Raw genomic sequence first — 12,957 nt, 5'->3', positions numbered from 1 at the left:
CATCTCCGACCTATTCAAGACAATCAAAAGATTAGCAACTTAACGGCTGAGAGGCGCAACATTTTGAGATTTTTTCCCAAACCTTGCCAGGAATATTATCTCTTATCTTGACCAGATGGATTGATTTCAAGGGGTAATAAAACTTAAGCACTACTCGAACATCTCGCCGCTAGATGTTAAGTCTGATTGCCCAGCCATTCTCAACAAGCACTGTTTATTGAGAATTACTGGGGGAACCCTGAAATTTTCGGCTTAGTTGCCGGCAGCTTGCCGCCAACTAAGGGACTTGCGCTTTGATAATGTACCATCTGGCTGGTCTGGTTCTTCTACAGAGCGATTTTCTGGCTGGGATATTATTCCTACGCAAGTCCCTTAGTTATTAAGCTGACTTCTTTGTGCCTCAGTATTGCTAGAATTGCCTGACATCGGAGATGGAGAGCCAAACTAAGGTAATCTGATTAATAGAGTCCCAAAATTACTGATTAGCCCCAGCATTACCCCCATTCTTCGCCATTATCGGCCGGTAATTCCTCACCCCTCACTCCTCAATTCTTTTCTCAAATATGACTGCGATCGCTGTTCAGATAACTTCTATTTTACCCGCCGACACGACGGTTATAGCTTGGCCACAAGTGCCAAAAGAGGAACAAGAAAGATTATCAAGGGCCATTAGGGGCAAAAGTCCTGAAATTATAGTCTATCCCGCTAATACGGCCGCTTTAGCCTCTCTGGTGCGTTTTGCCAACGAAAATCGTCTGTCTTTACTGGCCTACGGTCAAGGCAGTAAATTAGATTGGGGTGGATTAGTCCAGTCACCCGATATTTTAGTCAGTAGCCAAAATCTCAACCAGATTATTGACCATGCTAGGGGAGATTTAACTATAACCGTGGAATCTGGGCTTAAACTAGCGGATTTACAGGCTTTTTTGGCTTCTAGCGGTCAATTTATTCCTCTTGATCCCAGTTACGCCGATAATGCCACGATTGGCGGTATTATGGCCACGGCCGATGCCGGAACATGGCGGCAAAGATACGGTGGAGTCCGGGATCTGATACTAGGATTCTCCTTTATCCGTCACGATGGCGAGATTGCTAAAGCTGGAGGGCGTGTGGTCAAGAATGTGGCGGGATACGACATGATGAAGCTATTTACGGGTTCCTACGGCACTTTGGGGATTATCGATCAAATTACCCTGCGACTGTATCCCGAAACCCCTAACTCAGAAACCCTGATAATCACTGGAAATAGCGAAAATATTAGCAAATTGAGTCAAGTTATTCGGCAATCGTCCCTAACTCCCACCGTGGCTGAATGTTTAAACCCAGGGATGACGCAAGCACTAGGATTAGGGGAAAAAGTCGCTTTACTGCTGCGTTTTCAAAGCATTCCCGAAAGTATTAGCGAACAATCGCAACAGGTAAGTTATTTTGGGCAACAGTTAGATTGTCAGACTAATTATTATCGGGATGAGGAAGAAATTTCTCTATGGCAAAGATACCGAAAAACAATCGATAATTATGACCAAGAGGGCAATTTTTTCGGCAAAATAGGATTATTACCCAGCAGTTTAGCTCTAGTTATCGACCAAATTAACGGACTAGCCTCGATTAATATTAGTAGCGGCGTGGGTAAAGTTATCTTAAAATCGGAGGAAAATCTTGACAAAATTCGCTCTTTATGCCATGACAATCAGGGTTATTTAACGGTGTTAACCGCACCTCCATCGCTAAAAGAAAAAATTGAACCTTGGGGCTATACAGGTAACGCGATTACCATGATGAAAACCCTAAAAACTAAATTCGATCCTCAAGGTATTTTTAGTCCTGAACGCTTTCTTAACAAAATCTAATTAAAAATTATGCAAACCTCCGAACATTCCCTTAACTTTCAAGAATTAATCGACCAAAAAAATCAAGGATTTGACCCCAAAAATCCCCCCGCTCAAGAATTAATCGATAGTTGTGTTCACTGTGGTTTTTGTCTATCTACCTGTCCCAGTTATCGAGTCATTGGCAAAGAAATGGACTCCCCCCGGGGCAGAATTTATCTGATGAATGCCATCAATAAAGGGGAAGCGGTTTTAGACGAAACCACTAGCCAACATTTTGATACTTGTTTAGGCTGTTTAGCCTGTGTTAGTACCTGTCCATCGGGAGTACAATACGATCAATTAATCGCCGCAGTTCGTCCGCAGGTGGAACGCAATCAACCCCGCAGTTTTAAAGATAAAATTATTCGTTTTCTCATTTTTAATCTCTTTCCCTATCCCGTCCGTCTCAAATTATTTTTACCTTTCCTCTGGTTATATCAAACCCTAGGATTACAAACCCTAGTCAGGAAATCGGGTATCTTAAAAATGCTCTTTCCTCGTCTAGCGGCCATGGAATCAATTTTACCCAAAATTACCCTAAATTCTCTGTTTAAAAACTATCCCGATGTTATTCCTTCCCAAACGGAAAAACGCTATCGGGTAGGGGTGGTTTTAGGTTGTGTGCAGCGCCTCTTTTTCTCGCCAGTAAATGAAGCGACAGTGCGGGTTTTAACTGCCAATGGTTGTGAAGTGGTTATCCCAAAAACCCAGGGTTGTTGTGCCGCTTTACCCGCACACCAAGGACAGGAAAAACAAGCACAAAGTTTGGCCAGACAAATGATTGATAGTTTTGCAGAAACCGAGGTTGATTATATTATTATCAACGCGGCGGGTTGTGGTCATACTCTCAAGGAATATCATCATATTTTAGCCGATGATCCTGAATATAAAGATAAGGCTAAGGAGTTTGTGGCTAAAGTACGCGATGCCCAAGAATTTTTAGCCGCAGTGGGGTTAACTGCTGATTTATCCCCGATTACCGAGACAGAATTAACCCTAGTTTATCAAGATGCCTGTCATCTTTTACACGGACAAAAAATCTCGGTGCAGCCACGACAATTATTGCAAAAAATCCCCAATATTAACTTAAAAGAACCTATCGATGCGGCTTTGTGTTGTGGCAGTGCCGGAGTTTATAATATGCTACAGCCAGATACTGCCGATGAATTAGGTCAGCAGAAAGTACGCAATTTATTAAATACTGGGGCTGCGGTGATTGCTTCTCCTAATCCGGGTTGTTCCCTACAAATTAAAAAACATCTACAATTACAGGGAAAAGATACACCCGTTATTCATCCCATCGAATTATTAGATTATGCGATTCGCGGGCTGAAAATTGGCTAACTCCCACCATTTGAGTTGTGTTAGTGGTGTCAGGGAAGCAAAAGAAAACCCCACAGACAAAGACCCTGTAATGATAGAATCGACAATGGCGACAGCTTGGCCATTAGTATTTTTTGCGTCGGACTAGCAGGAGATAAAAGCGTGACCTTTAAGATTGGTTTACTCGGTTTCGGGGTTGTGGGGACGGGAACAGCGAAAATCCTCCTCGATCCTTTTGGTCGTCATCCCGTACTCAAAGAGATTACCATTGGACGAGTGGGAGTTAGATCCCTAGATAAACCGAGAGAAATCGAGCTTTCTCCCCAACTGTTGACCACTGACCTAGAATCGATCGTTACTGACCCCGAAATTGATATTATTGTCGAATTATTGGGGGGTTTGGAACCGGCACGCTCTTTAATTCTCCAAGCAATCGCATCGGGAAAGCACGTTGTTACGGCAAATAAGGCGGTTATTGCCCGTTTTGGCGATGAAATCTACGCCAAGGCCAACGAAAAGGGGGTTTATGTCCTCCTAGAAGCGGCCGTGGGTGGTGGAATTCCCGTCATTAAACCCTTAAAACAATCCCTCGGCGCTAATCGCATCAGCAGCATCATGGGAATTGTCAACGGCACAACTAACTATATTCTCACGGAAATGAGCCAAAAAGGGGCAGATTTTAGCGAAGTTCTGGCCAAAGCTCAGGAATTAGGCTATGCAGAAGCGGATCCCACTGCGGACGTGGATGGATTCGACGCGGCCGATAAAATCGCTATTTTAGCCTCTCTGGGTTTTGGAGGTCGGGTAAAACGGGAAGATGTTTACTGTGAAGGTATCCGGCAAGTTAGCGCCGTCGATATCGCCTACGCTGATAGACTGGGATTTGTGATTAAATTATTAGCGATCGCAAAAGATACGGTTAAGGAGGATTCCGATACCCTAGAGTTGCGGGTTCATCCAACCCTAGTACCGAAAATCCATCCCCTCGCTAATGCTAACGGAGTCTATAACGCTATTCTGGTCGAGGGGGAACCCTTGGGACAAGTGATGTTTTATGGACCGGGTGCCGGTGGCGGACCGACGGCCAGTGCAGTAGTATCGGATGTGATGAATATCGTCGGAATTTTAAAAAGTAGTGGCAAAACCAAGGAACTTGACCCGCTTTTAAGCTGTATTCACCAGCATTATTGTCAAATCGCCCCGATGGAGGATTTATCGACCCGTTTTTATGCTCGTTTTCTCTGTCGCGATGTGCCGGGGGTAATCGGTCATTTAGGTATGGCTTTCGGCGACCATGGGGTTAGTCTAGAATCCGTGGTACAAATTGGTATTAGGGGTGATTTAGCCGAAATTGTCGTTGTCACCCACGATGTACGCGAGGGCAATTTCCGCAACGCTTTAGCAGCCATAGAGTCTTTAGAAGCTATTGACAGTATTCCTAGTATTCTCCGGGTTTTGTAATTATAGAGATCGCTTTTTTTATGGACATGGGTCGGAGAATCAGAAGTGAGAAAAGTTGGCTAAGTTTGACCAGCACAATTTTGTTTTTTTGTCTAGGTTTTTTGGGCTTAAATCAAAAATTAATTTTTGCCCAAGGGTCTGATAATGTTTGTCCCCTACCGATTTTATCAAGGTTACAACGCCATAAAATCCAAGCGGGAGAAACGATCGCCTCCATCGCCGAAAAATACGCTCTCATCCCCGCAACGATAATTAAACTCAATCCGACTATTCTCAAAAATGGTCTGGCCCCCGTGGGGAAAGAAATCTTTATTCCCCCGATGAACGGCATTCGCATCGAAGCACCCAAGGGTTCCACTTGGCGAGATTTAGAAGCGGCCTATGGTATTCGTGCAGATATACTCTTTGAGCTTAACGGTTGTGGTCGCCGGCCGACAATAGTTTTTATCCCCGGCACCAATTGGTCCGCCGCCGGCAAGCGATCGGATTATACTGGATTAAGTTCTTATCCCTTACCCTTGGCCAGTAGTGCTGGCCTAATCTACGGTTGGCAAAAAAGCCCCACGGAACAGAAAAATCTCTTTCATAGTGGTGTTGATCTTCTCGCCCCAATTGGTACACCCGTTCTAGCCGCCGAGGATGGTCTCGTGATTTATGTGGGTCAGGAGGGGGCCTATGGTAATTTGGTAGTAATTAATCATTTAGGTCGCCGGCAGACCCGTTATGCCCATTTAAGCAGGGTTACAGTGAGAATTGACCAACGGGTACGAGCAGGAGACGTTATCGGTGCGGTTGGCACCACGGGACAACCGGATATTATTCCCCCCCATCTTCATTTTGAGGTGCGCTTAGATACTCCCGTCGGTTGGACAGCGCAGGATCCGGCTTTGCATTTGCCCCAAATCGACCCGCAATCAAGTCAAAAGTAACCAGTTAAGGGACTTCCAAAAAATAAACTATTCATTCTCGGAGTGTGAGAGGGAGGGGTCGATGATTGCCCCCTCCTTCCCGATTTTGTAGTAGAATTAATCCTGTACATTATTAATCAAGTTTTTCCTTTTAAGTGTATATGGAATTAACTGATTCCCTCAAGAAATTGCTCAGTGAAACTGCACTTCAATTAAAAGATGCAACTAAAAGAAGATTCATGGCACAAACAGTCTTAGAATTGGGCTAGAAAACCCTTGGAATGGGAGTATTTTAGATGAAATCGAAACAGCCTTTAAATTCGCCCAAACTATGACTTGAAAAGGAAAACACCCGATTGTTAAGTTGATTACTGAAATTTACAAAAAGGAGTAAAGCTTGCTAAAAAAGCCAGGGAAAAAATTGAAGAAAAAATCGAACGTCTCCCAGAATTAACGAATCAAGACTTTCCCAATTTGGGCCAATGGTTTATTGATATCTATTATGATAAGACCTGGTTTGTATTTAACTAAGATGGTTGGCTAAAAACTGTCTTTGATTCTTTAACTTGTCCTTTTTATACTCGAAAAAGCTCGGAAGTATAAAAGTTTATGCTGCCTATTTTTTCGGAAAAATAGGTTGTAATGGAAGACTCTTTGTTTTCCTAGACAAAAATAATTACTTTTTCAAAAAAACACTTTTCTATTTTTTTGTTGGGTATTTTATTCTCTGGAAGTCTCTTATTTGCCTAAAACAAAACCCCACCATGGGTGGGGTTTCGGGTTTAATTTAGGAAATCCTAGAAGGTAAAGGTTCCGCGAAGGGTGCCAATCCACTCGTTACCAGTGCCTTTGAACTGTTCAGGTGCAGAAATCCAGATGACACCGGGGGTGATAGAAATATTGTCGGTGACTTGGTACTTGTAGAACAATTCAACGTGGTAGGGAACAATGTTAGATACTTTCAGACCCATTTCCCGGAAGCTTAAGTGACCAATGTAGGGCTGCGCACCAGCAAACAGACCTAAGATATTTCCTTCTTTACCTAAGTCGGGGAAGGCAATACCAGCACCGTAGGTCCACACTTCCGCATCACCGAGACCGAGTAAGCGCACGGTGGAGTAGGAACCGAAGGCACTCAAGCTGGCGAAACCAATATCTACCGCACCGGTTAAACCGTAGCTATTGGATACTTTGGCTCCGAAGTTGAAGAAACCGACTTCATCCTGTAGGGTTACGTCTCCAGGAGGGTTGCCGTTGACGTTGAGCAGGGTATTTAACTGAGTTTGGGAAAGGTTAGCGGCGGAACTTCCCGTCACACCGAAGGAACCACCGTTACCGAAGATGGCGGTATCGGCACCTTGGTAGGCATTAACGTAGGTGAAGCCGACGTTGAGGAAGTTAAAGAGGTTAGCGTTAATCTGTGCTAAAGCGGCGTAATCCCCGTTAAAGAGACCATTACCCGGGTTAGGATTGGCCGCAGAACTAGAGCCACCACCACCGGCTAAGTAACCCAAGGATAGGGAGGTCGGACCGACAATGCTTTGGAGGAAGCCTAACTGTAGGCTAACACCAGCCCCAGAACCACCACCGATACGATAGATGGGGTTTTCAGAAGCGAAGGTAGATAGCGCACCATTACCACCGTCGAAGTCTTCAAAGAAGGGATTAGTGGTGGGAACGAAGTCATTCCAAATACCGCCCCAAGCGGCAACATAGGTATTGAAGCGACCAAAATAACCTAAGTCAATCGGGGTGTAGTAGGCCAACCAGTCAAGAACCACATCGCTACCGTTACCCGCAGCGGTCCAAGTTTGGAACAGGGAAGGGCTTTGCAGATTATCGAATCTGACGGAAGCGGGATCACCATTTTGTAGTGTGGTGGTCGATTTGTAATCAAATCCGAAGGGAGTGGCACTACCCGCCGCTAAACGAGTTTTCAGTACGTCCTGACCGGTGAAGCTCGTGTTTAAAACTAAACGAGCGCGGTATTGCATGGCGGCCTGGGATGCGGGGCTACCAGCACCAACCGTATCGGTGACAGCGAAGATGACTTCCCCAGCTAATTTGGTGGTGGTGGAGAATTGATTATTTTCGAGGAAAGACACCCGGCTTTCTAAGTTATCAACTCTAGCTCCCAAGGCTGCTAATTCAGCTTGGAACTCGTCCATCAAGCGCTTGAGAGCGTCTAAGTCTTCCTTGAGGACGTTGACACCATCTTGAATTAAACGTTCCATCACGTTTAAGCAAGCGTTTAAACCAGCCGCAAACTCCCAACGGGTTAAAGCTCGGTCACCCCGGAAGGTGCGATCGGGATAACCAACAATACAACCATAGCGCTCCACAAGGCTTCTTAGGGCTTCATAGGCCCAGGCGGTGGGGGAAACATCCCGCAGTTGGTTAACGCTGGTGACTTGATCGATGGTATTGCCTTCCACGGGTACGGACTGTCCTTCGTTACCGTACTGTTCGATCTGATTGAGTAGTTCGCCAGTTCCTGCACCGGTGTTCTGAACTTGAGCGATTTCTAGATTGTTAAATTCGGTAGAAACACTGGTAGATTTGACGGGATCGAAGCTACTAGCATTAGCGGAAGCTACTAGGGTAGCCCCTAAAATCGCTGGGCTAACCAGCAATGATTTCCAGAACATTCTTAACATGATGGTTTTTTCCTCACACCTTATAGGTTGACTACACAGTTTGATCACGCATATAGCCTTACTATTCTTTTGCCATTATACACGATTTGATTGCTTAGGGAAAGATGCGATCTCATTTTTTCCCTTGACCGGTTGACAAAGTGGCCACCCTGTTGATCCTAACGGTACTTAAACAAAAACTAAAGTAGGTTAAAATCCTTACAGAGAGAAGACTTAAGCTCAAATAACAGCCTCATTTAGACGAGTCGGGCAAGGTTCTGTAATTTTGATAACGACGACTGAACTGAGTTGTCGTCAGGTTAATTGATGATTTCTGTAGTGGCACTCTTAATATGGAGTGATGTCTAATGGGCAAAACTTAACGCCGATAAAAACAGAGACAAAACCATGAAAAAAAGAAAGATAGCCAATACACTGCGTAAAGCCTTGCTAGAAGATGGCAAGATGGAACGCGCTCTTTATGAATACGAATTAGAAGAACACCTAGACTACTGGTACAAAGGCCTCAAGTCCGACCGTGATCAGTTTGTCTTTGCCATCACGGAAAACTCCGGTCACGTGGCAATGGTATTGATTACGCCAGATAAAACTATCTACGTCAATGAGGAGGCGCGAGAGAAACTCTCCGAATTCTGGACAAAAGCTTATAGAAATAATATAAATCGATTAATTCCCATGATGGCGGACAATTTGGCCAATGATATTATCTCGGTGACAGGCGTTAAAACGGTGTCCCCCAACCAGAAGCGGCGCTGGGTTAGTTTGCGCCCGTAGAGTTAAAGTGAAGAGATGACGAGAAACCCTGAAAAACTATCCGCCCTTACCAATTGCTCGGTAAGGGCGGTGTAGCGGGTCATCGGAATCGACACCAGACTGCCGGAAGGAACTCCAGCTAGTCTAAATCTTGTTTAGACGTGGGGGTCTAGAGAACAGCCCCGGCGCACAGCCGGCTATTGTCGATTAGGAGACCCATGCTTTTACTACTTTCTACCATCGACATCACCTCCTGTATCCCTGAACGGATTGATTATTAAATTTGTCTGCAACTAGCTTAACGCAGCTGTTCGGAAAAAATCAAGGCCGGCAGCTAAAAATTTTTTCGGCAGGCCCAGATTAGCCCCAAAATGTAGGTGGAGATAGGAAGCGTGCAGATTCTTACCTTGCCACCCTTCGCCATTGATGTCACTTTTGGGGAATGCTTGCAGTTGATAAATCGGTGCGTCGCTCACCCCGCTTAATTGGGAGCGATGGAATTCATGGCCGCGCACTGGTTGACCTGCTTTGAGCAGGATCGTCTCCTGTTGGGCGATGGCTTGTCGATAACCTAGGGTTAACTTCGGAGACATTATAGCAGATTGGGGGATTATTTGCAACATAGAATGATTTTTTTGCTCAAAATCAACTATTTTGTCACATAAATACATTAATCCGCCACATTCGGCGTAGGTGGGAATTCCAGATGCGATCGCTTTTCTCACCTGAGTTAAGACGGGGGTGTTAGCGGCTAATTCCGGGGCAAAGATTTCGGGAAAACCGCCACCAAAGTACAATCCTTGCAGGTTTTCGGGCAAATTTGCTCCTTGCAGGGGACTCCAAAAGATTAATTCTGCACCTAAATTGGCCAAAATATCGAGATTATCGGGGTAATAAAAGTTAAAAGCCTTATCTCTGGCAATACCGATACGGATAGGGGGAAAAAGCTTATTTGCTCCTGGGGGATTTTTCGGGTTCTCTTGGGGAGAAATAGTCAGTAAAGGCAAGAGAATGTCCCAATTAAAGCAGTTTTGGGCAATAGAGGCCAGTTGATCTTGCAGTTCCCTGATTTCTCCTAGTTCATCCCTGGGAACTAATCCTAGATGGCGATCAGGAATTGTCAGGGAATCTTGACGACGCAAAACCCCGACAATCGGCATATTGATGGATTCTAGGGCGGTTTGCAGTAATTGCAGGTGGCGATCGCTACCAACCCGATTGAGGATAACTCCGGCTAGATGGAGATTTTTGTCTAAAGATTGATAACCGCGGACAATAGCGGCGACAGAGGTAGATAAACGACTACAATCGATAACTAACAGCAGAGGAAGCCCTAAAATACGGGCAATATGGGCGGTACTGGCATAATCGGGAAATTGAGTATCGCTTAATTGAATACCATCAAATAGCCCCATTACCCCTTCAATCAGAGCATAATCGACATTTTGACAATGTTGGGCAAAACAGGTTTTTACATAGTCTTCAGAAGTTAAAACCGGATCGAGATTGCGACAGGGGCGACCGGTAAAATGAGTATGGAACATGGGATCGATATAATCGGGCCCGACTTTAAAAGATTGCACTCGATCGCCACGACTGATTAAATAGGCCAAGATTGCCAGAGTAATCGTCGTTTTACCGACTCCGCTTCTTTCTCCTGCGATGATCATTATTAGTTGTTTTTTTCGAGATCGAGCTAGACTTAATTAACCTGTTACACAATCAATTCTAAGGCTTGCCAACGGCTAATAGGGTCAATTTTGGCCGCTAACTGGTTCCTGTGTCAATCGACTTTTTTTATTAGCGGCGAAATCGATTTGACCACGTTTAGGATCATTGTCATCATCTCTAGACAACCAGCTATTGTTCTGACGTTCCCCAAAACCAGAGACTTCCTACCTGACAATTAAGATAACTTCTAGATTAGCTGACCAATTTTGTGTAGCTGTTAACTTTTGTAAAAAAAACATCGTCTGCATCCTATTGTACAGCTAGACTAAAAATATCTAGAAAAAGCAGTTAGATCGGCAAGAGAGAAAAGGTACAAACCCTGACTGGGAGATGAAGGGTAAATACGCAAATAAGCCTCAATTCCGCTCTAAAGTTGGCTTTACCGACAGCGAGAGACCAGATTAATCAGGGAAATATCGTCAGATAAACTAATCAATATAGCTTCTTAGGTGTCTGGGAGTGAAAAAGACAGAGAACGAGGGTTTTCTAGTTCCTATAACTGCACTAATCAGAGACCTAGAACTTACCTCTAAACCGACAACTGAATTATCAGGAGAATTGGGGTTATGCCGACTCTACACACGCTGACCAATGATAGTATCTCTTGTTCCTTGTCCGATCGCATGGAGAATGTCAATTTCCACTACGAATTAGAAAATCAAATTCATCCCACCTACGGCCTCGAAAACCTAGGCATGAAAAATCTCGGTCGCGTTTATCGCAATCTTTCCGTACCGCAATTAGTCGAACAGGCGATCGAACATCATGAGGGCGTTTTAGCCGATAATGGGGCTTTAGTGGTGGAAACGGGTAAATATACCGGTCGTTCCCCCAAAGATAAATTCATTGTCAAAGAAACCACCAGCGAAAAGGAAATCGACTGGAATCAGCATAACGCCCCGATTAGCGAGGAAAAATTCCAGCAGTTATACCGAAAAGTCCTCGCCTATGTGCAGGGAAAAGACCTATATATCTTCGATGGTTACGTCGGGTCCGATCCTAATTGTCGCTTTGGCGTGCGCGTTGTCACCGAAATCGCCTATCATAACCTCTTTGCCCATCAGTTATTCCTCCGGCCCAGTGCGATCGAACTAGCTGCCCATCAAACTGATTTTACCGTGATTGCCCTGCCGGGGTTACAGGGAGATCCCGAGGATGACGACCTGAACAGCGAAGCCTTTATCGTCCTCAACCTGGCAAAAAAAATCGTTCTCATCGGTGGCACTCGCTACGCTGGCGAAATCAAAAAATCCGTCTTCTCGATGATGAACTACCTGATGACCAAACAAGGGGTTTTACCGATGCACGGTGCCGCTAACATCGATAAACACGGTCATACAGCCCTCTTTTTCGGTCTCTCCGGTACGGGTAAAACCACCCTTTCCGCCGATCCTAAACGCAGCCTCATCGGTGATGATGAACACGGTTGGTCAGAAGACGGCATTTTTAACTTTGAAGGCGGTTGTTATGCTAAAACCATCCGTTTAAGTGCCGAATACGAACCCCAAATCTGGGCGGCGATTCAATTTGGCACTATTCTCGAAAACGTGATCCTTTCCCCCGATAATCGCCTTCCCGACTACGATGATGGACGTTTGACCGAAAACACCCGCGCCGCCTATCCCCTGCGTTATATCCCTAATTGTGCCGTATCTGGCATGGGAACCCACCCGAAAACTATTATCTTCTTAACTGCCGATGCTTTTGGGGTACTGCCACCAATCGCCAAATTAACCACGAACCAGGCGATGTATCATTTCCTCTCCGGCTATACTAGCAAATTAGCGGGAACGGAACGGGGAATCACAGCCCCACAGGTGACTTTTTCCAGTTGTTTCGGTCAATGTTTCTTCCCCCTCTCACCCCTCGTCTATGCCCAAATGTTAGGGGAACGTTTAGAACAACACCCCGAAACCTCCGTTTATCTGATTAATACTGGTTGGTCCGGCGGTCCCTACGGAGTCGGCGATCGCATTTCGATCAAACACACCCGCGCTATGGTTTCCGCCGCTTTAAATGGCGATTTAGAGGAAGTAGTTTTCCATCCTCATCCCATCTTTCAAGTTCTCGTCCCCGAAATTGTCCCAGGAGTTCCCAAAAAAATCCTCGACCCGCGACAAGCATGGCAAGATGGCGAATCCTACGACCTACAGGCGCGAGAATTAGCCCATCGTTTCGTGGAAAATTTCCGTCAATTTACCACTGCCTCCCAAGAAATCATTGCAGCCGGTCCAATTTGGGAATAACAGCATC

General features: G+C 45.2%; 8 protein-coding genes and 1 pseudogene. 7 read left to right on the top strand and 2 right to left on the bottom strand.

Features of this window, described 5'->3' with window-relative positions; all coding sequences use genetic code 11:
• Positions 1 to 563 precede the first annotated feature (563 nt).
• The 5 genes and pseudogenes from PN470_RS16800 to PN470_RS16780 form a co-directional block, all read left to right on the top strand.
• Complete coding sequence (locus tag PN470_RS16800) at positions 564 to 1,850, top strand: FAD-binding oxidoreductase (RefSeq protein ID WP_272104834.1); 1,287 nt, start codon at positions 564 to 566, stop codon at positions 1,848 to 1,850.
• A gap of 9 nt (positions 1,851 to 1,859) precedes the next feature.
• Complete coding sequence (locus PN470_RS16795; protein ID WP_271938500.1) at positions 1,860 to 3,215, top strand: (Fe-S)-binding protein; 1,356 nt, start codon at positions 1,860 to 1,862, stop codon at positions 3,213 to 3,215.
• A gap of 141 nt (positions 3,216 to 3,356) precedes the next feature.
• Positions 3,357 to 4,655 carry a homoserine dehydrogenase gene (locus PN470_RS16790; RefSeq protein ID WP_002777299.1) on the top strand — a complete coding sequence of 433 codons (1,299 nt, stop codon included), beginning with the start codon at positions 3,357 to 3,359 and terminating at the stop codon, positions 4,653 to 4,655.
• Between the two features lie 20 nt (positions 4,656 to 4,675).
• Complete coding sequence (locus PN470_RS16785; protein ID WP_103112863.1) at positions 4,676 to 5,584, top strand: LysM peptidoglycan-binding domain-containing M23 family metallopeptidase; 909 nt, start codon at positions 4,676 to 4,678, stop codon at positions 5,582 to 5,584.
• A 244-nt stretch (positions 5,585 to 5,828) separates the two neighbouring features.
• Positions 5,829 to 6,094: pseudogene (locus PN470_RS16780) on the top strand (ISAzo13-like element transposase-related protein); the annotation flags it as partial.
• Positions 6,095 to 6,360: 266 nt separating this feature from the next.
• On the opposite strand, the gene PN470_RS16775 reads toward PN470_RS16780, so the two are convergent.
• The gene (locus tag PN470_RS16775; protein WP_016517154.1) at positions 6,361 to 8,220 is read right to left on the bottom strand and encodes an iron uptake porin; all 1,860 of its coding nucleotides are present in this window, start codon (positions 8,218 to 8,220) and stop codon (positions 6,361 to 6,363) included.
• A gap of 387 nt (positions 8,221 to 8,607) precedes the next feature.
• Here PN470_RS16775 and PN470_RS16770 point away from each other — a divergent pair, with 387 nt between their 5' ends.
• Entirely contained in the window at positions 8,608 to 8,994 is a 387-nt protein-coding gene (locus PN470_RS16770; protein WP_016517153.1) for a hypothetical protein, read from the top strand.
• 272 nt (positions 8,995 to 9,266) lie between these two features.
• On the opposite strand, the gene PN470_RS16765 is transcribed toward PN470_RS16770, so the two are convergent.
• The gene (locus PN470_RS16765; RefSeq protein ID WP_272104833.1) at positions 9,267 to 10,643 is read right to left on the bottom strand and encodes a cobyrinate a,c-diamide synthase; all 1,377 of its coding nucleotides are present in this window, start codon (positions 10,641 to 10,643) and stop codon (positions 9,267 to 9,269) included.
• Positions 10,644 to 11,270: 627 nt separating this feature from the next.
• Between PN470_RS16765 and pckA the strand changes: the two genes are divergently transcribed.
• Positions 11,271 to 12,950 (top strand): phosphoenolpyruvate carboxykinase (ATP), encoded by a 1,680-nt coding sequence (pckA, locus tag PN470_RS16760; RefSeq protein WP_272104832.1) that lies wholly within the window; start codon positions 11,271 to 11,273, stop codon positions 12,948 to 12,950.
• The last annotated feature ends 7 nt before the right edge of the window (positions 12,951 to 12,957 follow it).

The sequence above is a fragment of the Microcystis sp. CS-574 genome (genome assembly GCF_028329095.1).
Lineage (GTDB): Bacteria > Cyanobacteriota > Cyanobacteriia > Cyanobacteriales > Microcystaceae > Microcystis > Microcystis ichthyoblabe_A.
The sequence above is the reverse complement of the archived record's forward strand: the minus strand, read 5'-3'. Positions and strand labels throughout refer to the sequence as shown.